Annotated in this window: 21 protein-coding genes; 15 read left to right on the top strand and 6 right to left on the bottom strand. The window is 67.5% G+C overall.

The genetic code is table 11. From position 1 onward, the window contains the following. Both CMO28_RS19450 and katG read right to left on the bottom strand, forming a co-directional pair. A partial coding sequence (locus CMO28_RS19450; RefSeq protein ID WP_296715947.1) for a transposase occupies positions 1-297 on the bottom strand: 297 nt, incomplete at its 3' end. Positions 298-641: 344 nt separating this feature from the next. Further along, a complete protein-coding gene (gene katG, locus CMO28_RS19455) occupies positions 642-2795 on the bottom strand; it encodes a catalase/peroxidase HPI (protein ID WP_296715982.1) in 2154 nt (717 codons plus the stop codon). A 201-nt stretch (positions 2796-2996) separates the two neighbouring features. Here katG and CMO28_RS19460 point away from each other — a divergent pair, with 201 nt between their 5' ends. From CMO28_RS19460 to pgmG, 13 genes are all read left to right on the top strand, one after another. Further along, the gene (locus CMO28_RS19460) at positions 2997-3428 is read left to right on the top strand and encodes a SufE family protein (protein ID WP_296715948.1); all 432 of its coding nucleotides are present in this window, start codon (positions 2997-2999) and stop codon (positions 3426-3428) included. A 36-nt stretch (positions 3429-3464) separates the two neighbouring features. Further along, positions 3465-4256: an aldolase gene (locus tag CMO28_RS19465; protein ID WP_296715949.1), complete on the top strand. Its 792-nt coding sequence runs from the start codon at positions 3465-3467 to the stop codon at positions 4254-4256. A 121-nt stretch (positions 4257-4377) separates the two neighbouring features. Further along, positions 4378-4764, top strand: a complete 387-nt coding sequence (locus tag CMO28_RS19470; RefSeq protein WP_296715950.1) for an OsmC family protein — start codon at positions 4378-4380, stop codon at positions 4762-4764. A gap of 47 nt (positions 4765-4811) precedes the next feature. Further along, the gene (locus tag CMO28_RS19475; RefSeq protein WP_296715951.1) at positions 4812-6251 is read left to right on the top strand and encodes an amidase; all 1440 of its coding nucleotides are present in this window, start codon (positions 4812-4814) and stop codon (positions 6249-6251) included. A 467-nt stretch (positions 6252-6718) separates the two neighbouring features. Further along, entirely contained in the window at positions 6719-7945 is a 1227-nt protein-coding gene (locus CMO28_RS19480; protein WP_296715952.1) for a radical SAM protein, read from the top strand. A gap of 40 nt (positions 7946-7985) precedes the next feature. After that, positions 7986-8426 (top strand): PaaI family thioesterase, encoded by a 441-nt coding sequence (locus CMO28_RS19485; RefSeq protein WP_296715953.1) that lies wholly within the window; start codon positions 7986-7988, stop codon positions 8424-8426. A 94-nt stretch (positions 8427-8520) separates the two neighbouring features. Continuing rightward, positions 8521-9276 carry a Phenylacetic acid catabolic protein gene (locus tag CMO28_RS19490; RefSeq protein ID WP_062770262.1) on the top strand — a complete coding sequence of 252 codons (756 nt, stop codon included), beginning with the start codon at positions 8521-8523 and terminating at the stop codon, positions 9274-9276. An 859-nt stretch (positions 9277-10135) separates the two neighbouring features. Further along, the gene (locus CMO28_RS19495) at positions 10136-10972 is read left to right on the top strand and encodes a division plane positioning ATPase MipZ (RefSeq protein WP_296715954.1); all 837 of its coding nucleotides are present in this window, start codon (positions 10136-10138) and stop codon (positions 10970-10972) included. Positions 10973-11066: 94 nt separating this feature from the next. Continuing rightward, on the top strand, positions 11067-11810 hold the full coding sequence (locus tag CMO28_RS19500) for a VWA domain-containing protein (RefSeq protein WP_296715955.1): 744 nt from the start codon (positions 11067-11069) through the stop codon (positions 11808-11810). Between the two features lie 16 nt (positions 11811-11826). Next, the gene (locus CMO28_RS19505) at positions 11827-12618 is read left to right on the top strand and encodes a hypothetical protein (protein WP_296715956.1); all 792 of its coding nucleotides are present in this window, start codon (positions 11827-11829) and stop codon (positions 12616-12618) included. Positions 12619-12967: 349 nt separating this feature from the next. After that, positions 12968-13867: a UTP--glucose-1-phosphate uridylyltransferase GalU gene (gene galU / locus CMO28_RS19510; protein WP_296715957.1), complete on the top strand. Its 900-nt coding sequence runs from the start codon at positions 12968-12970 to the stop codon at positions 13865-13867. Between the two features lie 101 nt (positions 13868-13968). Further along, a complete protein-coding gene (locus tag CMO28_RS19515; RefSeq protein ID WP_296715958.1) occupies positions 13969-15288 on the top strand; it encodes a UDP-glucose dehydrogenase family protein in 1320 nt (439 codons plus the stop codon). 65 nt (positions 15289-15353) lie between these two features. Next, positions 15354-16763 (top strand): phosphoglucomutase/phosphomannomutase PgmG, encoded by a 1410-nt coding sequence (pgmG, locus tag CMO28_RS19520; RefSeq protein ID WP_296715959.1) that lies wholly within the window; start codon positions 15354-15356, stop codon positions 16761-16763. Positions 16764-16851: 88 nt separating this feature from the next. On the opposite strand, the gene CMO28_RS19525 is transcribed toward pgmG, so the two are convergent. After that, positions 16852-17532, bottom strand: coding sequence for a TerC family protein (locus CMO28_RS19525; RefSeq protein ID WP_014744099.1), 681 nt, complete (start codon positions 17530-17532; stop codon positions 16852-16854). Between the two features lie 292 nt (positions 17533-17824). Here CMO28_RS19525 and CMO28_RS19530 point away from each other — a divergent pair, with 292 nt between their 5' ends. After that, on the top strand, positions 17825-19249 hold the full coding sequence (locus tag CMO28_RS19530) for a methyl-accepting chemotaxis protein (protein ID WP_296715960.1): 1425 nt from the start codon (positions 17825-17827) through the stop codon (positions 19247-19249). Here the strand turns inward: CMO28_RS19530 and CMO28_RS19535 are convergent, their stop codons facing one another. The 3 genes from CMO28_RS19535 to CMO28_RS19545 form a co-directional block, all read right to left on the bottom strand. Beyond that, the gene (locus tag CMO28_RS19535) at positions 19250-20269 is read right to left on the bottom strand and encodes a PfkB family carbohydrate kinase (RefSeq protein ID WP_296715961.1); all 1020 of its coding nucleotides are present in this window, start codon (positions 20267-20269) and stop codon (positions 19250-19252) included. A gap of 33 nt (positions 20270-20302) precedes the next feature. Continuing rightward, positions 20303-20458 (bottom strand): hypothetical protein, encoded by a 156-nt coding sequence (locus CMO28_RS19540; protein ID WP_014744102.1) that lies wholly within the window; start codon positions 20456-20458, stop codon positions 20303-20305. A gap of 184 nt (positions 20459-20642) precedes the next feature. Next, complete coding sequence (locus CMO28_RS19545; RefSeq protein ID WP_296715962.1) at positions 20643-22217, bottom strand: D-alanyl-D-alanine carboxypeptidase; 1575 nt, start codon at positions 22215-22217, stop codon at positions 20643-20645. A 391-nt stretch (positions 22218-22608) separates the two neighbouring features. Between CMO28_RS19545 and CMO28_RS19550 the strand changes: the two genes are divergently transcribed. Then, the gene (locus CMO28_RS19550) at positions 22609-23352 is read left to right on the top strand and encodes a hypothetical protein (protein ID WP_296715963.1); all 744 of its coding nucleotides are present in this window, start codon (positions 22609-22611) and stop codon (positions 23350-23352) included. The last annotated feature ends 185 nt before the right edge of the window (positions 23353-23537 follow it).

Here is a 23537-nt window from a genome sequence, read left to right on the forward strand (position 1 = left end):
CACGAACAGGGCATGGTGGATCCGCGCCAGCGTGCCATCCCATTCCCACAGACCCAGATATTCATGCACCGTGCTCCGCGGCGGCAGATCCTTGGGCAGGGCCCGCCATTGGCAGCCGGTCATCAGCACATAGAACACACCGTTGAGAACTTCGCGGACATCGACCGTGCGCTGTCGACCGCCGCGCTTCGCGGGCGGGATCAGCGGTTCGACCAGCGCCCATTCTTCATCCGTCAGGTCGCTCGGATATCTCAACCCCGGCCGCTCATAAACACGGCGGGTTTCCGTCGTCCACATTCTGTCCGCTCCCATTTCCTTTGGGGCGGCATCGAATCACAACAGATTCACCGGATTCAATAACATTCCGGACGGGCTCTAAGAAACATGCTTGGCATGTCGATATCGTGTTGATGGGGGCCAATGGGTTCGGGACGGTGGCCATCATGTCGACAACACGCTACGGCCAAGACTACGGTTTAACGGTGGCAAGCTCTGTTCATGGACATTCCATGATTTTTGCTACTTTCATTTTATGGAATAGGTGTAATAAAAATACATGAAAATGGTGATAATTTAATTTTATATTTAATCATGAAAAGAGAATGGCTGCAGGAAAGTCCTGCAGCCACGTCATCTATACTTCACACCAGATCAAACCGATCCGCGTCCATCACCTTCCCCCAGGCCGCCACGAAATCCGTGACGAATTTTTCCTGCGCGTCGTCCTGCGCATAGAGTTCCGCATAGGCCCGCAGGATCGAGTTTGAGCCGAAGGTCAGGTCCAGTTCGGTAGCGGTCCATCTGGTGGTGCCGGTGGCGCGGTCGCGGAGGTCGTAGAGGCCGCCGCCGGCAGGCGTCCAGGTCAGGGACATGTCGGTCAGGGTGACGAAGAAGTCGGTGGAGAGCACGCCCTCGCGGCTGGTGAAGACGCCGTGTTTCGTGCCGCCGTGATTGGTGCCGAGCACGCGCAGGCCGCCGACCAGCACGGTCATTTCAGGGGCGGTCAGGCCCATGAGCTGGGTGCGGTCGAGCATCAGCTCGGCCGGGCTGACGGCGTAGTCGGCCTTCAGCCAGTTGCGGTAGCCGTCGTGGATCGGCTCCAGCGGGGCGAAGCTGTCGGCGTCGGTCATCTCGTCGGTGGCGTCGCCGCGGCCGGGGTGGAAGGGGACGGTGATGTCGAACCCGGCCGCCTTGGCCGCCTGTTCGATGCCGAGATTGCCGGCGAGCACGATGACATCGGCGAGGCTGGCGCCGCTTTCCGCCGCGATCGGGCCCAGCACGCTCAGCACCCGGGCGAGGCGGGCCGGCTCGTTGCCCTCCCAATCCTTCTGCGGGGCAAGCCGGATGCGCGCGCCATTGGCGCCGCCGCGCATGTCGGAGCCGCGATAGGTGCGGGCGCTGTCCCAGGCGGTGCTGACCATGTCTGCGACCGAAAGCCCGGCGGCGGCGATCTTCGCCTTCACCGCGTCGACATCCCAACCGGTCGGGCCGGCCGGCACCGGGTCCTGCCAGATCAGGTCTTCCGCCGGCACGTCGGGGCCGACATAGCGGATTTTGGGGCCCATGTCGCGATGGGTGAGCTTGAACCAGGCGCGGGCGAAGACCTCGGAGAAATACGCCTGATCGGCGTGGAACTTCTCGGAAATCGCGCGATAGGCCGGGTCTTTGATCATCGCCATGTCGGCATCGGTCATGATCGGCATGCAGCGGATCGAGGGGTCCTCGACATCGACCGGCTTGTCCTCCTCGCGGATCTCGACCGGCTCCCACTGCCAGGCGCCGGCCGGGCTCTTGCGCAGCTCCCAGTCGTGGTTGAACAGCATGTGGAAATAGCCGTTGTCCCAGCGGGTCGGATGGGTGGTCCAGGCGCCCTCGATGCCGCTGGTGATCGTGTCGCGGCCCATGCCGCGGCCGGTGGGGTTGGCCCAGCCCAGGCCCTGCGCCTCGACCGGCGCGCCCTCGGGCTCGGGGCCGAGCAGGCCGGCATCGCCATTGCCGTGGGTCTTGCCGACGGTATGGCCGCCGGCGGTCAGCGCCACGGTCTCCTCGTCGTTCATCGCCATGCGGGCGAAGGTCTCGCGGATCGCCTGGGCGGTCTTCAGCGGGTCGGGCTGGCCGGCGACACCTTCCGGGTTCACATAGATCAGCCCCATCTGCACCGCGGCGAGCGGGTTTTCCAGCGAGGTTTCGGCATCGCTCGCATAACGCTCCCGCCCGAGCCAGGTGGTCTCGGGGCCCCAATAGACATCGAGTTCCGGATGCCAGATGTCCTCGCGGCCGAAGGCGAAGCCGAAGGTCTTGAGCCCCATGGTCTCGTAGGCGATGGTGCCGGCCAGCACGATCAGATCGGCCCAACTGACCCTGTTGCCGTATTTCTTCTTGATCGGCCAGAGCAGGCGCCGCGCCTTGTCGAGGCTGACATTGTCCGGCCAGCTGTTCAGCGGCGCGAAGCGCTGATTGCCGGTGCCGCCACCGCCGCGGCCGTCGGAGATGCGATAGCTGCCGGCGGCATGCCAGGACAGGCGGATCATCAGCCCGCCGTAATGGCCCCAATCGGCTGGCCACCAGGGCTGGCTGTCGGTCATCAGCGCCCGCATATCCTGCTTCAGCGCCTCGAAATCGAGCGTCTTCAGCGCCGCGCGATAGCTGTAGCCGCGGCCGAGCGGGTTGGTCTTGCTGTCATGCTGGGACAGGATCTCCAGCTTCAGCGATTTCGGCCACCAGGCCGTTACCGAGCTGTCGGCGGTGGTGTTGCCACCATGCATGACGGGGCATTTGCCGCCCTGGGGGTTCATCTCGTTCACGTCGTCCTCCTGCCGGGCTCCGCTGTCGGGCTGGTCTTGTTGATGAAGAAGATGAAGATGGATATGGCGTCGGGGGGGAGATGTTCGAGCCGAATTCGTGACAGGGGCGACCGCTGTCTTGCGCTTCTCCCGCCCGGCTCGATATGTTGCCCACCGCACCTCACCCGAGACCGGTCCGGAGACCTGTGCCCCATGGCCAATGCCGCGACGGAAGAGCTGATCGAGAACTTCTCCCTGTTCGACGACTGGGAAGAGCGCTACGCCTATCTGATCGATCTGGGCCGCAAACTGCCGGATCTGCCCGAGGCGGAACGCACGCCCGAGAGCAAGGTCGAAGGCTGTATGAGCCAGGTCTGGCTGTTGAGCGAGGTGGAGCCGGGCAATCCGCCGGTGATCCGCTATCGCGCCGACAGCGACAGCCAGATCGTCCGGGGGCTGATCGCGGTGCTGATGACCGCCTATTCCGGCGAGACCGCCGACCGGATCATCGCCACCGACATCAACGACATCTTCAATCGCATCGGCCTGGACCGGCATCTGAGCCCCAACCGCCGCAACGGCTTCTATGCCATGGTGCAGCGGATCTCGGACACCGCTGCCCAGGCCATGAAGGCCTCGTCCTGATACCCGCCAAGCCCCTTTGCGGAGTGCTGCCCGATCATGGCCCATGAACTGACCGCCACCGGCGAAGCACCCGCGGTGCTGCGCAATTCCTCCATCGACCGGGCGGCGCTGGCCCAGGCGCGTATCGATCTGGCCGCCAGCCTGCGCATGGCTGCGCGTCTGGGCTTCGCCGAAGGGATCTGCAACCATTTCTCGGCGCTGGTCCCGGGGCGGGACGATCTGTTCCTGGTCAACCCCTATGGTCTGGCCTTCGCCGAGGTGACCGCGTCCAGCCTGCTGGTCTGCGATTTCCACGGCAATGTGATCGAGGGCGAGGGCCGGCCCGAGGCGACGGCGTTCTATATTCATGCCCGGCTGCACATGAAGAAGCCCGGCGCGCGGGCCGCCTTCCACACCCATATGCCCAATGCCACGGCCCTGACCATGATCGAGGGCGAGCCGCTCTCTCATGCCGGGCAGACCGCGCTCAAATTCCTCGGCCGGACCGCGGTCGACCCGGTCTATAACGGCCTGGCGCTGGATGCGGCCGAAGGCGACCGGATCGCCGCGGCGATGGGCGATGCCGACATCCTGTTCATGCGCAGCCATGGCGTGATGGTCACCGCCCCCTCGATCGCCGAGGCCTGGGACGATCTCTATTATCTGGAACGTGCCGCCGAGGTGCAGATCCGGGCGCTGCAGACCGGACGGCCGCTGATCCCGGTGCCGGCGGATGTGGCGGCCATGACCGCCGCCCAGATGCGCAGCGAGGATGCCGAAAGCGCCCGGCTGCATCTGGAAAGCGTGAAGCGGATCCTGGCGCAGAGCGAGCCCGACTACGCCGGTTGAGCCGGACCCACCGGAGGCACCCGGGGGAGGGGCGCCGGCGCGCGCCCTCCGTCCGGCTTGCAGCCGGGCGCATGTGGGGGTCTGATGGGGGCACCGACCGACGTGCAGGAGACCCCGACCCATGGCCAGAGCAGAGGCGGCAATCGGTGCCGCACGCTATGCCGTCTCGATCCGGACCGGCAATCATCAACTCGTCGCCGACGAACCGCAGAAACTGGGCGGCGCTGATGCCGGCCCGGCGCCCTATGACCTGCTGCTGGCGAGCCTGGGCGCCTGCACCGCGATCACGCTTAAGATGTATGCCGAGCGAAAACAGTGGCCGCTCGGCGAGGCGAAGGTCGCGCTGCATTATCTGGTCGAGAACGGCACCGGCCGGATCGAGCGGGTGCTGACGCTGGATGGCCCGCTCGACGATGATCAGCGCGCGCGCCTGGCCGACATCGCCGAGCGCACGCCGGTGACGCTGACGCTCAAATCCGGCCTTGCGATCTCGACCAGCCTGTCTTGACTGACAAGCCCGATACCCGGCCCGCCAGAGGCCGGGATCTGCAACCGATGCCCGAGGAAATCCCCATGGACGAGCTGATCAGGGCGACCGCCCGCGATCTGGTCGCGCGGCTGGCGCGCGGCGAGGTGACCCCGAACGACCTGCTGGATGCGCTGGAGCGACGGGTCGAGGCGGTGGATGGTGCCGTCAATGCCGTGGTCACCCGCGCCTTCGATCAGGCCCGCGCCGCCGCCCGGCACTGGATGCCGACGACCGACCGCCGCCGCCAGCCCGGCCGGCTGCACGGTCTGCCGGTGGCGATCAAGGACCTGACCGCGACCGCCGGCATCCGCACCACCTATGGCTCGCCGCTCTTCGCCGACAATGTGCCGGCCCGGTCCGACAATGTCGCCGCCCGGCTGGAAGAGCGTGGCGGCATCATCTACGCCAAGACCAACACGCCCGAATTCGGCGCCGGCGCCCAGACCTTCAACGAGGTCTTCGGCACCACCACCAATCCGTGGAACACCAGCCTGACCCCCGGCGGCTCGTCGGGCGGCTCGGCGGTGGCGCTGGCCAGCGGCACGGCCTGGCTGGCGCAGGGGTCGGATCTGGGCGGCTCGCTGCGCATTCCTGCCGCTTTTACCGGCGTTGTGGGTCTGCGCCCAACCCCGGGCCGCGTGCCCCACGGCCCCTCGGTCTCGCCCTTCTCGACGCTGTCGGTCGAGGGGCCGATGGCGCGCGACGTGGCCGATCTGGGGCTGATGCTCGATGCCATGGCCGGCCTTCATCCGCGCGATCCCCTGTCACGCGAGGCGGAGGCGGGGTTGTTCGAAGCGGCGGCGACCGCGCCGCGCAAGCCGCGGCGGGTGGCGGTTTCGGTGGATCTGGGGATCGTGCCGGTGGCGGCGGACGTGCGCGCCGCCTTCGGCCGCGCCGTCGACCGTCTGGCGGCCGAAGGCGTCGAGATCGTGCCGCTGGAGACCAGCTTCGCCGAGGCCGAGAGCGCCTTCAAGGCCCTGCGCGCCGGGCTGATGGCCACCCTGCACGAGGATATGCTGCAGGCCCATCGCGACCGGCTGAAGCCGGATCTGGTCTGGAACATCGAACACGGGCTGGGGCTGGATGCCGCAACCCTCGGCCGGGCCGAGCGGGCGCGGGCGAAGATGACGCTGGATCTGATCGACGAACTTTCCCGCGTCGATCTGGTGCTGACGCCGACCGTGCTGACCCCGCCCTTCCCGCACACCATCCGGGCGCTGGAGGAAATCGAGGGCCATCGGTTCGAGACCTATGTCTCGTGGCTGGCGCTGACCTTCGCGATCACGTTGACCGGCACGCCGGCGATGTCGCTGCCGGCGGGGCGCATGGCTGGCGATCTGCCCTTCGGTCTGCAACTTGTCGGCCGGCCGGCGGATGAGGCAGCATTGCTGACCCATGCCGCCTGGATGGAAACGGTGCTCACACCCGTGCGGGAAGTGCCCGTGGATCCTCGGATTCCGGCTTGAAGACGCATGCGTTAGCAGGCGATCGATTGTCATGCCTATGCGTGATAATTGAATTCATAGGCATGTAGAAAGTCCATGTAGTGGACTGTCGGACGAGGCCCGCCCCAGCATGCGGCGCCTCGTCTTTTTTATATGAAAAACAAAGGGTTATAGAGTATTTCCCGCGCTGGATTTCCAGAATGGCTGGGTTGCGCGATGCGAAACGGTGTGGCCTGTGCGTGGATACAACTCCCCTTCTGCGTTCATGATGCGAAATCCGATCGCTTTTTGTGTTGAGAATACATCCTGGAAGTTGCTCTAATACACGCCAGGGATGTAGACGCCCTCAATGAAAGCGACAGCGGGCCGATACCGGACCCAACCCGCGCGGGGCCACCCGACCCTTTTTGATCGGGGCGACATGAACCGCTGCATCGGTACGGCCGGCACGGCCATTGCCGGCGACGGCGGAGATAAGGGGGACGACGATGAAATCCGAGCTGCGAAAGGCCCGGTCGCGTGAGCGTGTGGCGCGCGTCCAGGCACTGACGGCGGACGACCCCGTCCTCGGGGCCCGCCTCAACCGCATCCTGACCCATGCCCGGAACGTCAGGGTCACCGAATACCATCTGACCAATGCCTGCAATATCCGCTGCAAGGGCTGCTGGTTCTTCGAATACGGCCACGACACCGCGACCCGCGAGGTCAAGGATCTGGCGACGCTGGAGAGTTTCCTCATCGATGAGACGAAGCGTCGGCGGGTGAACGCCGCGCTGGTCATCGGCGGTGAGCCGACGCTGTTCCCGGATCGTCTGCGGCTGTTCGTGAAGCACCTGCGCTATGTGACGGTCTCGTCGAACGGTCTCAGGCGTCTGCCCTGGGACGGGTTCGAAGACGTGAACGTGATGCTGACCCTGTTCGGCGGCGGCAAGCTCGACGACGAGCTGCGCGCGATCAAGCCGAGCGGCCGGCAGTTCACCGGGCTGTTCGAGACGGTGCTCGAGAACTACCACCAGGATCCGCGGGCGAACTTCGTCTATGCGCTGACCGAGGACGGCATCGAATACATCGAGGAGACCGTCCGGCGCATCGCGGCGAACGGCAACCGTCTGTCGTTCAACTTCTACAGCAAATACGGCACCGACGATCCCACTGCCCAGGCCCATCAGGATGCCCTGCTGGCCGAGGCGCTGAGGGTCAAGGCGCTCTATCCGGATGTGGTGCTGAGCCATCCCTACTACATCGAGGCGATGATCACCGGCCGGACCCATTGGGGCGCCGATTTCGGTTACGACGTCTGCCCGTCGATCAGCATCGATCATCCGGATCACGCCGAACGGCTGGAGAACGGCAACCCGGTGCTGCCCTTCTTCAACACCTGGGCGGCGGACCTGAAGACGGTGAAGTTCTGCTGCACCTCGGGCCATTGCGACGGCTGCCGCGACAGCCAGGCGGTGAATTCCTGGCTGATGGTCAGCATGGACCGCTTCCTGGACAGCCGCGAGATGCTGGAGACCTGGATCGGCATTGCCGAGGGCTACTGGAATCAGTTCATCTGGACGCCCTTCAACCCCTATGCCGCCGCCCATCAGGCGATGAAGGCGGAGCGGGCCGGGCCGATGGAAGAGGTCGAGGACAACGGTGATGTGCCGGCGCGTGTGCCGCATGCACCGGCGGTCCCCGTCTCTGCTCAGTTCCAGGGTGTCGGACACTGATCGCCATCCTGCGGGACGCACCTTGCAGGGAGGGGAGGGTATGACGGCTGCAGATCTGGCCACGGGTCCGGAGGGGGGAACCCTGGATGCCGTGCTCGGCCGCCTGAACGCGCTCGATGTGCTGGTCCATTCCGGCATCCGTGTGACCGCAGGCCCCGATGGGGCAGTGGTCGCGCGGGTGGCGGATCCGGGCCCCGAGCATGTCGAGCAGGGGCCGGCGGGGGCGGTGATCAACGTGGTCATGATCATGGGGCTGGCCGATTGCGCCCTGGCCGTGCCCGCCATTCTGGCGGCCGGCGGGGCGCGATGCGCCACGCTCGAAAGCGCCATCAAGCTGGCGGAACCACTCGGGCCCGGCCCTTTCGAGGGACGGGGGCGGGTGGTCGGCCGGCAGGGCGACCTGTTCACGGTCGAGGTGACGGTCGTCGATGATCAGGGCCGGATCGGTGCGACCGCCACAGGGCTGGTCGCCCGGATCTGATCCAACGAGCCGGCGGCCATGCACCGCCAGCCAATCGGCCTCAGGGGATTACTGTGGCCATGTTTTCAATCACAGGCAAATCCGGAGACAGGACATGAACGAGTCCGTTGCGAGCGCCGCCGAAGCCCCCCTGGTCGTCGAGGGGCCCGAGCAGTTCTACAAGATGCCCAAGGAATACCAGGATCTGGTCATCCATCAGCTTCGCGCCCATACCGAGGGCGAGCTGACCGGCGCCGACGACTACACCCAGCTGCTCTATCCGATGGCGCCGGATCCGTATGAGCGCAAGATGTGCTGCGAGCGCGCCGCCGAAGAGGTCGACCACTTCATCCGCGGTGCCGAGGTGCTCAAGGATCTGGGCATCGACGTCTACTACATGATGGATCAGCACTTCCAGGAGCGGCAGCACTACCGCACCGATGCGGTGCGCAAGATCGACAACTGGGTGCAGCGTGGCCTGTTCTCGATGATCGGCGAGGGCGCCGTGCTCGCGATGATCGAGGAAATGGCCCAGTCCTCGTACAAGCCGATCGCCGACATGTGCGTCTCGATCGTCATGGACGAGTACAACCACGTCGCCCAGGGCCGCCGCATCGTGAAGCAGTTCTGCGCCACGCCCGAAGGTCGCGCCCTGGTGCAGGCCGAACTGGAGGGGGTGTGGTGGTCGACCATGCTCGACCTTTTCGGCCGCTCCGAGAGCGAGCGCTCGAAGCTCTACGTGAAGTGGGGCCTGCGCAAGTACACCAACGAGGAAGCCCGCCAGCGCTACTGCGCCCATATCGTGCCGCAGCTGCGTGAACTGGGCCTCGACGTGCCGGACGACTGGACCCGGGGCCGCAAGTTCCTCTGATCCGTCCGTCTGCATCGGAAGGGGCGTCGCCTGCGAGGGCGGCGCCCCTTCGCTGTTGCGAGGGTGCATTGCACAATCAATGGGCGCTGCATCCCCGGATACGGGGATGCCGCCTTAAAAATGTGCAGAAACCCGGCCGACAGCTGAGCGAGGGGCGGCATGTGGCCTCCAAACCCCTGCGATTCCGCGGCTTGGGAGGTTTGGCACGGGCATTGCTAATAATCCTGTGGACGCAGGTGACGGGGCGGGGAGCGCCCCGGTCGGATCCTGGTGATGCACAGCGCGTCATCAGTATTCGATGTGTCGCCTGCTGGTCTTATGAAGACGAACTGGTATCGAAACCAAGAGGGCGAAAAAAAGATTTGACCGATGGAAGTAAAATTGGTCTAATCACCTCGAAGGGACGGCTTCACGAGACTGAATGTCCTTCCGAAAGGCAGGACTGGCCGGGTTGAGGGCACGGACGGAGTGCTTGAAGCGGGGGTGAGTGCTTTCCGCTCGACCCTCAACCCGGATCGCCTCTCGAAGTTTTGGTGCCTCTTCATCCATCTTCTGCTTAGGCTCTTCGGTTACCTCTCCACACTGTCGACTTTACGGCCGGCCGGATCTCAGGATCCGCCGGCCGTTTCTTTTTCCGGCGTCCTTTACCGTCGGTTCCAGGCGCCGGGACGGGCATATTCCTCTGTCCCGCCAGGGATTTTCCTGAGGCCCCCGGGCAACGGGTGCTTGACCCGCCGTCTCACCCGGCTATCGTGCGGCGGCCTCTTCTGGGGCGGGGCGTTTCAGGTCATGATGACGTCCGGACGGGGCGGAGGCGGCCGGAAGGACCGGGTTCGCGCGGGCTGAGGGGAAGCGAGGCATGGGCGGTCAGATCCCTGCGCATATCATCGTGCTGGGCAACGAGAAGGGTGGCTCGGGCAAGTCGACCACGGCGATGCATCTGGCGGTGGGGCTGATGAAGCTTGGCCAGAAGGTCGGCGTGATCGATATCGACAGCCGTCAGCGCACCATCAGCCGCTATATCGAGAACCGTGCCGCCTTTGCCCGCGAACAGCAGGCCTGGATGCCGGTGCCGGAAAGCGCGGTCATCCCGCGCTCCGACAAGCCGAGCCGGGCGGAGATGGAGGCGGATGAGCGCGAGGCCTTCGTGGGCGCGCTTGCACGGCTTGCCCGCGACAACGACGTCGTCATCATCGACAGCCCCGGCAGTGACCATTTTCTCGCCCGCCTGGCCCATTCCTTCGCCGACACGCTGATCACCCCGATCAACGACAGCTTCATCGATCTGGACGTGCTGGCCCGCGTCGATCCCGAGACGCTGAAGGTGCTGGGCCCCAGCGTCTATGCCGAGATGGTCTGGAACGAGAAGAAGACCCGGGCGATTCGCGATCGCGGCACCATCGACTGGGTGGTGATGCGCAACCGCCTGTCGTCGACCGAAAGCCGCAACCAGCGCGATATGAGCCGGGTGGTGGAGCAGCTGTCGCGGCGGGTGGGCTTCCGCGTCGCGCCGGGGTTCGGCGATCGGGTGATCTATCGCGAGCTGTTCCTGCGCGGGCTCACCATGCTCGACCTGCGCGACGTGGATGCGAACATCTCGCTGTCGATGTCGCATATCGCCGCCCGGCACGAGGTGCGCGGCCTGATCGAGGCCCTGCGCCTGCCGATGCTGGACGGCCGCGATCTGATCCTCTGAGCGGCCCCCCTTTCCACCACGCCGCAAACCCCCATGTAGGAAACGAGTGTGTGAAGATCCGCTTCATGCGCCGTCTGACCTGTGGGAGACCGGCATGACCCGTGACCTTCGCCCCGGCCGCCCCGCGCGCCCGCCGGCCAGCTCTGCCGAGGTCGAGGGCTTTCTGGCCGAGGCGCGCCGAAGCGTGCCGGCCCGGCCGGCCGCCCCCCGACCGACAACCCATGGTGGGGCCGCCGCGCGCCTGATCCTGGCGATGGACGCGACTCAGAGCCGGCAGCCCGGCTGGGATCTTGCCCAGGGGCTGCAGGGGGAGATGTTCCGCGTGGCCGGCGATGGCGGGCTTGCGGTCCAGCTGGTCTATTACCGTGGGTTCGACGAATGCCGCGCCAGCCGCTGGGCCGGCGATGCCCTGGCCCTGGCGCGCGTGATGTCGCGGATCGACTGCCGGGCCGGGCGGACCCAGCTGGCCCGCGTCCTGTCCCATGCCGTGGCCGAGGCACGGGCCGCCCCGGTCCACGGGCTGATCTTCGTCGGCGATGCGCTGGAGGAACCGATGGCGCCGCTGGAGGCGGGGGCGGCGGATCTGGCCATGCTGGGGGTGCGGGCCTTCATGTTTCAGGAAGGGGCTCATCCCGAGGTCGCCGCAGCCTTCGGACGGATCGCCCGGATCACCGGCGGGGCCCTGCTGCCCTTCGATCCCGCCGCCCCCGACCGGCTGCGGGCCCTGCTGGGCGCCGTCGCTGCGGTCGCAACCCGGGGGCCAGCGGCCCTGGATCGGCCCGGCCGGGCCGATCCCAAGGCGCTCAGCCTGCTGATCGGGCGCATGGGCGAGAGGTGAGCGTTATGGGGGTGAGGTGGTGATCTGGGCCCTGCTTGCCGGTTTCGTCAGCCTGATTGCCGTGCTGACCCTGGGCGGACGTCTGGGGCGGGTGGATCGGGCCGTGCTGAAGCGTATCGGCCTGTGGGGGCTGGTGGTGCTGGCGGCGGTTGCTGCCGTTCTGCTTGCCGTGACCGGCAAATGGCCGGCCGTTGCCGCCGTGGCGGCGGCGGCCCTGCCGGTGGTGATGCGGCTGGCGCGCACGGCCCTCGGGCTTGTGCCCGTCTGGCACCTGTTTCGCCGGGCCCGGCCCCAGGGTGGGGCGGGGCTCGGCGGGGCGGGGCTCGGGACGGCCGGCACGGCCCGCAGCCGCCCGCGCACGATCGAGACCCGCAGCCTGCGCATGACGCTGGACACAGATACCGGCGCCATGTCGGGCGTGGTCCTGGACGGACCGGAGCGCGGGCAGGGCCTTGAGGAGCTGAGCGTCGAGACGCTGATCGCGCTGCTGCGGCGGTTGCGGGTGGAGGATCCGGACGGCGCCCGCCTGCTGGAAAACTGGGGGGAGCGGACCTATGGGCCGGGCTGGTCCGACCCGTCTGCGGGCAGCGGCGGTGCCGGAACGGATCCCGCCGGTGCGGACGAGATGTCCGAGGCCGAGGCGCGCGCCATCCTGGGGGTGGAGGCCGGTGTCGGGGCCGCCGAGATCACCGCCGCGTGGCGGCGGATGATGGCCCGGGTGCACCCCGATCATGGGGGCAGTGCAGCTCTTGCAGCGCGGGTAAATGCGGCCCGCGATCGCCTTCTGGGCGCCCGTTCACGCGCGTGATCCGAATGCGGTCGCCCCTTCGGTCAAAGGGGTCCGATTTGCGTCTGCGGCCGTTCAAGGCTATAAATTGTGCCGTTCGTCGGTCAGACATGTGACCATCGATGCCATGAGACCGCCTCTGGTGACAAATTGGGGGCAGGTCAAAATAGGCGTCGCATCGTGTTCTGTTGCGATGCAATATATGTAGGGTCGATCGGCGGATCGACGGCACGCCTGCCCGAGGCGAGGAAGTGCCGTGCATCCGCTGCGGACCATGTGGGCAGCATGGGCCGCGATATCGAATGACACGTGACCGGTCGGACGATCGTTCCGAAGAACGCCTCAAGAATTCGATCCAGCGATTAGGTCCATGAGCAACACCAAGCCCGTTCGCAAAGCCGTCTTCCCCGTCGGTGGCCTGGGCACGCGTTTCCTTCCCGCCACCAAGGCCATGCCCAAGGAAATGCTGCCGGTCGTCGACAAGCCGCTGATCCAGTACGCCGTGGAAGAGGCGCGTGCCGCCGGCATCGAAGAGCTGATCTTCGTCACCGGCCGGAACAAGACCGCCATCGAAGACCATTTCGACCAGTCGTTCGAGCTGGAATGGACGCTGCAGGAGCGCGGCAAGCACGACCAGCTGACCCAGCTGCGCCGCTGGCTGCCGAAGGCCGGCAACGTGTCCTATACCCGTCAGCAGGAGCCGATGGGCCTGGGCCATGCCGTGTGGTGCGCCCGCCATCTGGTCGGTAACGAGCCCTTCGCCGTGCTGCTGGCCGACGACCTGGTCCTTGCCGACCGCCCGTGCCTCAGCCAGATGGTCGAGGTCTACGAGCAGAAGGGCGGCAATGTCGTGGCCGCGATGGATGTCGCCCCTGAACACACCTCGCGCTACGGCATCATCGACATCGCTGAGGATGATGGCCGCCTGGTCACCGCCCGCGGCATGGTCGAGAAGCCGAAATCCGACGAGGCGCCCTCGCGCACCGCAGTGATCGGCCGCTACATCCTGCAGCCCGAGATCTTCGATCATCTGGGCCGCCACGAGCGCGGTTCGGGCGGCGAGATCCAGCTGACCGACGCGATCCGCGCCATGGTCGAAAGCCACCCCTTCCATGCGGTGCGCTTCGATGGCGAGCGCTTCGATTGCGGCGACAAGGCCGGCTTCATCCAGGCGAATATCGCCTTCTCGCTGGCCCGCGTCGATCTGCGCGACCAGGTGAAGGACTTCCTGGCCGAGCGCCTTTCGACCTACCGCGACGCCGCCCAGTAAGGCTATAGTTCGGCGCGCAGGGCCCGCGATCCTGTCCTTCAAGGGGCAGGATCGGGGGCTTTGCGCGCCGTTCGCGCTCACTGGCAAAGGAATTGGCTTCCATGCGCGTCGCGATGATCGGCACGGGCTATGTCGGCCTTGTGTCGGGCACCTGCTTCTCCGAATTCGGCCATTCGGTCGTCTGTGTCGACAATGACCGGTCGAAGATCGAGCGGCTGCTCGGCGGCGAGATCCCGATTTACGAGCCCGGCCTCGACGATCTGGTCGCCCGCAATGTGCGCTCGGGCCATCTGGGTTTCACCACCGATCTGGCCCAGGCCGTGCGCGATGCCGAGGTCGTGTTCATCGCGGTCGGCACGCCCAGCCGCCGCGGCGACGGCCATGCCGACCTCAGCTATGTCTTCGAGGCCGTGCGCCAGGTGGCGATGGCCGCCGACGGCTACCGGCTGGTGGTCACCAAGTCCACCGTGCCGGTCGGCACCGGTGCCAAGGTGAAGGCGCTTCTGGCCGAAACCCGCCCGGATCTTCCCTTCGACGTTGCCTCGAACCCTGAATTCCTGCGGGAAGGCTCGGCGATCGAAGACTTCATGCGCCCCGATCGCGTGGTGGTCGGTACCGAAACCGCGCAGGCGCGCGAGTTGATGACCGAACTCTACCGGCCGCTCTTCCTGGCGGAGACGCCGATCGTCCACACCACGATCGAGAGCGCCGAGCTGATCAAATATGCCGCCAACGCCTTCCTCGCCACCAAGATCACCTTCATCAACGAAGTGGCGGATCTGTGCGAGAAGGTTGGCGCCGACGTGCAGGACATCGCCCGCGGCATCGGCCTGGACGGTCGCATCGGTCGCAAATTCCTGCATGCCGGCCCGGGCTTCGGCGGATCCTGCTTCCCCAAGGACACCCGCGCCCTGGTCTCGTCGGCTCAGGAATACAACGCGCCGCTCTCGCTGGTGGAGCAGGTCGTGGCCTCCAACGAAGCCCGCAAGCGCCGCATGGCCGACCGGGTGATCGCCGCCGCCGGTGGCAGCCTTGCCGGCAAGACCGTGGGCGTGCTGGGCCTGACCTTCAAGCCCAACACCGACGACATGCGCGAGGCGCCGAGCCTGGACATCGTACCGGCGCTGATCCGCGCCGGCGCCACCGTCCGGGCCTATGATCCCGAAGGCATGGCCGAGGCCCGCCGCCTGCTCGACCGTGTGGTCTGGGCCGAGGATGCCTATGATGCCGTCACCGGCGCCGATGTCGCGGTGCTCGTCACCGAGTGGAACCAGTTCCGGGCGCTCGACCTTGATCGGGTGAAGGCGGCGATGAAGACCCCGGTCATGGTCGATCTGCGCAACGTCTACAAGCCGGAAGAGATGGCCGCCCGCGGCTTCGCCTACAGCTCGATCGGCCGCCCGGCCGCGGGGCTTGGCTGAACCGGTGGCCGCTGCCATTCTCTACCCCCGAGCCGTTCTTCAAAACCGACCCTGAGAGGCCGTTCGTGACCAAGCTCGTCCACCGCTTCCATCCGACCGTGCTGCGCGAATACGACATCCGCGGCATCATCGGCGAGACCCTGGGGACCGAGGACGCCTATGCCATCGGGCGGGTCTTCGCCTATATGCTGAAGGCCCGCGGCGGCGCGTCCGCCGCCGTCGGTCGCGATGGCCGGGTGAGCTCGCCCGATCTGGAAGCGGCGCTGGTGCGCGGGCTGACCGAAGGCGGCGTCGATGTGATCCGCGTGGGCCTTGGTCCCACCCCGATGCTCTATTACGCCGCCCAGACCCGCGGTGTGGACGGCGGCATCATGGTCACCGGCTCGCACAACCCGCCGGACCAGAACGGCTTCAAGATGGTCATGCTCGGCAAGCCCTTCTTCGGCGAGGACATCCGCGAGATGGGCCGCATCGCCGCCGAAGGCGAGCTTCTGCCGGCGCCGTCGACGGGGGCCGACAACGACGCGCCCGACGTGCTGTCGGCTTATGTCGCCCGGCTGACGGAGGGGCTGTTCAAGACCGTCGCCCGCGAACCCGTGGTGGTCTGGGATGCCGGCAATGGTGCGGCGGGTGAGGCGCTGACCATGGTGGCGCGCAACCTTCCCGGCCGCCATGTGCTGCTCTATGCCGATATCGACGGCACCTTCCCCAACCATCACCCCGACCCGACCGAGCCGCACACCCTGGTCGACCTGATCGCCAGGGTCGCCGAGGAAGGTGCGGATCTGGGCATCGCCTTCGACGGCGACGGCGACCGCATCGGCGTGGTCGACGGCAAGGGGCGGATCCTCTGGGGTGATCAGCTGCTGATGATCCTGGCCCGCCCGATCATCGACCGCATCCCCGGCGCCACCATCATCGCCGATGTGAAGGCGAGCCAGGCGCTGTTCGACGAGATCGCCCGCCTGGGCGGCACGCCGGTGATGTGGAAGACCGGCCATTCGCTGATCAAGACCAAGATGAAGGAGACGGCAAGCCCGCTCGCCGGCGAGATGAGCGGCCATGTCTTCTTCGCCGACGGCTATTACGGCTATGACGACGCGCTCTATGCCGCCGTCCGCCTGCTGGACCAGCTGGCGACCACGGGCGAGAGCATCACCGCCATCCGCGACGGCCTGCCCGACATGGTCAACACGCCCGAGATCCGCATCCCCTGCGCCGACGACCGCAAGTTCCAGGTGGTCGCCGATATTGCAGCGACGCTGGCGGCCGAGGGCGCCCAGGTCGACCGGACCGACGGCGTGCGGGTGAAGGTCGATGGTGGCTGGTGGCTGCTGCGCGCCTCCAACACCCAGGCGGTGCTGGTGGCCCGTGCAGAGGCGGCCGATGACGCCCGGCTGGCGGTGCTGAAGGGCGAACTGGCCCGGGTGCTGACGGCGACCGGCGTCGAGGTGCCGGCGGCCCTCGCCGCCTGATTCATCCGCCGCCTGATCCGACATGGAAAGGGCCGCTCCCGGTTGGGGGCGGCCCTTTTCTTTGCGTCGGCGGCGGGGAGGGCGGCGGTCAGAAGCCGGCGCCGGCCGCGTGCATCACCTCGTTGCTGCCGCGCCAGATCATGTCGAGCGCCACATAGCTGATGATGGCGAGACCGACATAGGCCAGCCAGTGATGGCGTTCCAGCAGCTTGGCCACATAGTTCGCCGCCAGGCCCATCAGCGCGATCGACAGCACCAGACCGATGATCAGCACCTCCATGTGATGACGCGCGGCGCCGGCCACCGCCAGCACGTTGTCGAGCGACATCGACACGTCGGCGATGATGATGGCAGTCAGTGCCTGACGCATGGTCTTGGGCGCCGCCGCCTTTTCTTCAGGCAGTTCGTCGACGCCGTCGGCAGGGGCACTGCCTGGGGCGGATGCCGCGGCCGCCGCCTCGGCGGCTGCGGCCTTGCGGGCCTGGCGCAGTTCCTGCCACATTTTCCAGGCGACCCAGAGCAGCAGAATGCCGCCGGCCAGCGTCAGGCCGATGATTTCGAGCAGTTCGACGGTCACGGCGGCGAAGGTGATGCGCAGAACCGTGGCCGCCAGGATGCCGTAGATGATCGCCTTGCGGCGAAGGGCTGCCGGCAGGCCGGCTGCGGCCATGCCGATGATCACCGCATTGTCGCCCGACATCACGACGTCGATCATGATGACGGTCAGAAGCGCGCCGAGGCCGTCGGCGGAGACGAGGAATTCGGGCAAGATCCCAACCTTCGTGCAGCGGCCCGGATGATGAGAGGGGGGGAGGGGACCGCGGGAGACGGGCGTCCCTCGGGTGCAGGGGGCGCGCCCCTTGTTCTATGCCTGCCCAACCGCCTTCACAAGCCCCCGCCCCGCAGCCCGGCGCCTCTTGTCACCCCCGACCTTGGTCCCGGAGCCCGTGCCATCCGGAGCGGCAGACTGGCACGAACGGTATAGTTGCGACATCATGTCGGAAAGAATGCGTGCAAAGCGCATCAAGCCGTATGGGGGCGCCGAATCCTGGGGAGGATAGATGACCGCAATGACCATGAAGGATCACTCTGCCCATGGTGACGGCCTGTCGATGAGCGATACGATCGCCCGGCTGGCCGACCGGGCCGGAGGGCTGGGGGTGCGGATTGCCGACATCGTCGGCAAGGTGGACGAGGTTGCCCGCGCCCTGCGTGGCCAGTCTGACGGTCTGGGCGGGCTGACCGGCCTGGTCGACCGCATGGCCGAAGACAACCGGGCGATCGACCAGTCGGCCCGGACCGCCGACGAGCGGGCGGCAGAAGCGGCCCGGCAGGCCGCAAGCTCTCGCGCCGAAGCGGCACAGACGCTGGACGAGATCCGCGAGCTGACCGGCAGCGTGGCCGATATCGCCCGCCGGCTGGATGTGCTTGCCCAGGCGCTGGACCGGGTGGGCAAGGTCTCGAGCCAGATCGACGGCATCGCCAAACAGACCAACCTGCTTGCGCTCAATGCCACGATCGAGGCGGCGCGGGCGGGAGAGGCCGGCCGGGGCTTCGCCGTCGTGGCCGGAGAGGTCAAAAGCCTTGCCCGATCCACACAGGAAGCCACCGCCCAGATCTCCCAGACCCTGGGCGAGCTGGGCCTGGAGGTTCGGGCCCTGGTCGATGCCAGCGGCCGGACACTGGGCAAGGCGGAGCATGTGCGCGAGGGGACCGGGCGGATCGGCGGCGTCATCGACGGGCTGGCCGATGCCGTGGGCATGATCGGCGGCGAGGTCGGGCGGATTGCCGGCCAGGCCGCCTCCAACACCACGGTCTGTAACCAGGTCAGCGCCGAAATGCGGGAGCTGAACACCGGCGTTGCCCAGTCGCGTACCCGCCTCGACGAGGCGGATGCGCGCCTGGTGGAACTGCTCGATCTGTCCGAGAACCTGATCGAGCTGACGGCCGGGGCCGGGGCGGAGACGGTCGACACGCCGTTCATCGCGGCCGCAACCCGGGCGGCCGCACAGGCGGCTGAAGCCTTCGAGGCGGCGCTTGCGGCCGGGCGGATCGACATGTCCGGCCTGTTCGACGAAAGCTATCGGCCGATCCAGGGATCGGATCCGGTGCAGTATACCACCCGCTTCACCGAGCTGTGCGACCGGGTTCTGCCCGGGATCCAAGAGCCGGTTCTGACGATCGATCCCGGGATCGTGTTCTGTGCCGCTGTGGACCGCAACGGCTACCTGCCCACCCACAACGCGAAGTTCTCGAAGCCCCAGGGCCGCGATCCGATCTGGAACGCGGCCAATGCCCGCAATCGCCGCAAGTTCGACGACCGCACGGGGTTGCGCGCCGCACGCAGCACCAAACGCTTTCTGCTGCAGACCTATCGTCGCGACATGGGCGGCGGGCAGTTTGCGCTGATGAAGGATCTGGCGGTGCCGGTCACGGTTCGTGGCCGCCATTGGGGGGCGATCCGCCTGGCCTATCGGGCGGAATGATCAGCTGATCGGGGCGAGTGGGATGCGGCGTGCGGCCGGCAGGGCCGCCGCCGCCCTGCGGATCGCTGCGGCATCGGGGGTGGCGGCGCGCGCGCCCAGGGCGGCACAGGCGAGCCCGCCGGCCGACACCCCCTCGGCCAGGGCCCGGGCTGCTTCCGCGCCACGGGCGAGGGCGGCGGCATAGGCGCCGACGAAGGCATCGCCGGCCCCGGTGCTGTCCACAACGGGAACCGGGGCCGATGGCTGGCGGATCAGGCCGGCGGCGTCTGCGACCAGCGCACCGGCGGCCCCCAGCGTCATCACCACCAGCTGATCCGGCCGCAGCCCGGCGGCGCTGCGGCCGGACCGGATGGCGGCGGCCAGGGTCGCATCGGGCGCGTCGGGATCAAGCGTCGCACCGGCGAAGGCCGCCCATTCGGTTTCGTTGACCACCAGATGGGTTATCGGTGCCAGCGGCAGTTCATCCGCCCCGCGGGCCGGGGCGGCATTGTGGACGACCACGGTCCCCGATGCCGCCGCCCGGGCGTGCAGGCGGCCGATGCTGGCCGCGGGCGTTTCGTTCTGGGTGACCAGCACGGCGTTTGCGAGCAGCGCATCGGCCACCGCCGCATCGTCCAGATCGTCATTGGCGCCCGGGGAGACGATGATCTGGTTGTCGGTGCGATCATCTCCCGCCCGGCGCGGCCCCACGGCGACGATTGCGAGGCCCGTGGGGCGGTGGGTGCGGATCACGCCCGAAATGTCGCAACCGGCGGCGGCTAGGCCGCTCAGGGCAATATCGGCCGCTGCATCGTCGCCGACCGCGGCAATCAGAGAGACGCGGGCACCGGCACGGGCGGCGGCGAAGGCCTGGTTGCCGCCCTTGCCGCCCGGCAGATGCAGCGGGTCGCGGGCGGCGACCGTCTCTCCCGCCGTCGGCAGATGCCGGCAGGCGAGCACCAGATCCTGATTGACCGAGCCGAAGACCAGCACGCGCCCATCCGGTCGTGGGGCTCTCGGCGTCGCGGAGGGGGTGTTCATGGTCGGGGGGCCCCGCAGGTCAGTGATCGGATGTCAGCGTCGGGGCCTGTACCACATGGTGAAGGCGAAGAGCACGGTCATGATCGCCACCACCACAACCACTGACAACCAGTCGACCGCGCCCACCGAAAGCCCGAGCAACAGGATGCCGAGCAGCACCGGGGCCATGACGATCAGATAGGTTTTCATGCGGGTGTGCATCCTGTCGGCCGGCGCCCCGGGGAACCGGTTTGCGTGAAGGGAGGGTCAAGGGTGGCGTCGGCCGCAGCGCCGGTCAAGGGGCGGGAGCCATCCCTCGCCCCGCCGTGCATGCTCTACAAAAAAGGCGCCCGGCCGGAAGCCGGGCGCCTTTTGATATCGCGATGCAGACGGATCAGCCGGCGGCGGACAGCGCCGTGATCGGCGGCACCAGGATGCAGGCGATGCCGCGCTTGTCGAGCAGGGCGCAGGCCTGGCGAGCCGGGCGCTCGCCCTCGAAACCCATCATGCGGGCGCGGTAGATATAGCGGCCGCCGATCGCGTGCGGCTCCACCGCGGTCTGGGCGCCGCCCCGCAGATCGGCCGGCAGCAGATCCTGGGCGCGGGTCACCAGCCCCTGGGCGGCATCGACCCGGCCGAAGGCGCCGAACTGGATGCCCCAGCGGCCCTGGGTGTCGAAGACCCGCGGCTTGGGGGCGATGGCGGCATACTGGGTGTCGCCCTGGGCGACCGGCTGCGGTGCGGGAGCTGCGGCCACCGCCGTAACCGGAGCTGCTGCGACCGGCGCTGCGGCAACCGGGGCCGCCGCTGGGACTTCGAGCGCCGCGGTCTGGACGGTCGCCTGGGGGGCGGCATCATTGCCGAATTCGGCATCGTCCTCATCGACGGCGGCGATCGCGGCCTCGCCGGTCATCTCGCGCTCGGCCGCCTTCACCTGGGCATCGCTGATCGAGGCGACCTTGACCGAGGCTCCGCCGATATCGTCGAGGTCACGCTCCAGCTTCGCGATCTGCAACTCGCCACGGGCCCGGGCCTGGGCGATGGCGCGCTGACGCTCGGCCGGGCTTTCCGCGGCCAGGCGGACGAAGGCCTTGTCCAGCAGCCCGGCCACCGCCTGATCGCGGGAGGCGGCGCTGGAGCCGCCGAAGATCACGCCGATCAGCCGGTGATCATCGCGCACCGCCGAGACCACGATGTTGAAGCCCGAAGCGCGGGTGTAGCCGGTCTTGATCCCGTCGGTGCCGGTGTAGGAGCTGAGCATCCGGTTGTGGTTGCGCAGGGCCTGGCCCTTGTAGCTGTACGACCTGGTCGAGAACATCGCGTATTCCCGCGGGAAGTCGTTCATCAGATGCACGGCCAGCGTCGCCATGTCGCGGGCGGTGGAGAACTGATGCCGGTTGGGCAGGCCGTTGGCGTTCTGGAAGGTGGTCTTGTCCATGCCCAGCTTGCGGGCCTTGGCGGTCATCATCCGCGCGAAGGCGATTTCACTGCCGCCCAACGCCTCGGCCAGCACCACGGCCGCGTCATTGGCCGATTTGGTGATCAGGCCGTAGATCGCATCTTCGACCCTGATGGTCTGCCCGGCGCGCAGGCCCAGCTTGGTGGGCGCCATGCCGGCGGCACGGGCCGAAACCGGCAGCGCCTGATCCATGGTCAGCCGCTTTGCCTTCAGCGCCTCGAAGGTCATGTACAGCGTCATCATCTTGGTGAGCGACGCCGGGTAGTTGCGCACGTCGGCATTCTTCGCATAGAGCACGCGGCCGGTTTCGGCCTCCACGATCAATGCGGCATAGCCGGCGGCAGCCGTGCGGGCGAAGCCGGTGCCGGCGATCAGCGCCACCAGCAGCACCATCATCAGCCGGACGAGCGTGCGTGCGGGCAGGGCTGCGAACCCGCGGGCGGCGGCGCCAGGCCGGGCGCATCCGTCGGGCAGGGCAATCCGCAGCCGGCTGTTGCGACCGAATGTCATAGCGTCCGTCCCCGTCGTTTTCGCCCGGACCGTGCATCCCGGCCGGGCTGGAACCATTGATCTCCGCGTCCCGGATCCCGACCTTGTCCCCTGGGGCAGACCTCCCGGCCTCCCGTGGGCCGGCCGGTCTGCACGAAGGCACGACCGCAGGTTTCACGCAAATGGTGGAACATCCGCGCGCAACCCGTCCGCATCGGCCGCATCCGGACCCGTTCCGTCGGCGGAAGGGTGCAATCCGGCATGATGCGGCAGATGAACGGCTGTTAATCCGTGGACTCGCATCCTAGCCATGCCCGGGTGGTTGCGGCAACCTGAAAATTCTTGTTGTGTATGGGCTTAATTCTGTTTCCTCGCCCAGGGTGTGACCGAAGGAGCGCGCATGTCAGGAAAGATGCCCCCGAAGCCCGCCGCCCGCCGCGACATGCGGCCCCGGCGGTTCGCCTGGTTCGCGGCGGTGGTGGTGGCGCTTGTCACCTCCGGTTGTGCAGCCACCGGGCCCGCGGGCGATCCCATCACCCGCAGCTTCACCTGGTTCGACTATGTCGGCGGCGGCGAACTGGCGCGCAGCTGCATGATCGGGGCGCCGGACCGCTATCGGCTGGTCTATAATGCCGTCTTCCCCGAACAGGTCCGCACCTATGATCTGGTCGTCCTCCGCGACGGTCGGGCCCGCATCTCGGGGTCTGAACTCACCACCAATGTCTGGCAGCAGGCGGATCTGACGCGGATCCGGGTGCCGCAGCTGGGGGCGCCCTGGGCGCCGGTGGAGGCGCGGGTGCGTCTGGATGCCGCACAGACCGCCGCGATCCTGGACCGGTTTGCCGCAGGCGGTGCCTTCGCGCCGGCCCCGGCGGGGGAACGGCTGCATTCGCTGGGTTTCTACTGGACGGTGGCGCGCTGCGTGGACGGCCGGTTCGGTTTCTGGGCGGCCGAATATCCGGACCCGGCGTTCCAGGCTTTTCATCCCCAGATCCTGTTCTCTGTGGACGGCAACCCGGTGCCGCCCAGGGAACCGCGGCCGACGGTGACCAACCCGCCGATGCGGTCGCGGGACGGCGGTATGGTCGACGGGCATTCGCCCTTCACCCTGACCGTGGTGGAAAACGGCCTCGCCGGGGTCGATTACGGCCGCTGACGGCTGCACCGCGAGAACCGCACCGGCTTGACCTGAGTGGTATGAAGGCGTTAAGTTATGTTGCAGCGCAGCATGGCCAGGGCGACTGCATGTCCCGGCCTCGCTGTCCGGTTTCATTGTTCCGCAGCCCCACCGCCCCGGCCGTTTGCCCGGGGCCGATCGGACACAGGGACCCGCGCTTCGCC

Source organism: Tistrella sp., assembly GCF_002684955.1.
Lineage (GTDB): Bacteria > Pseudomonadota > Alphaproteobacteria > Tistrellales > Tistrellaceae > Tistrella > Tistrella mobilis.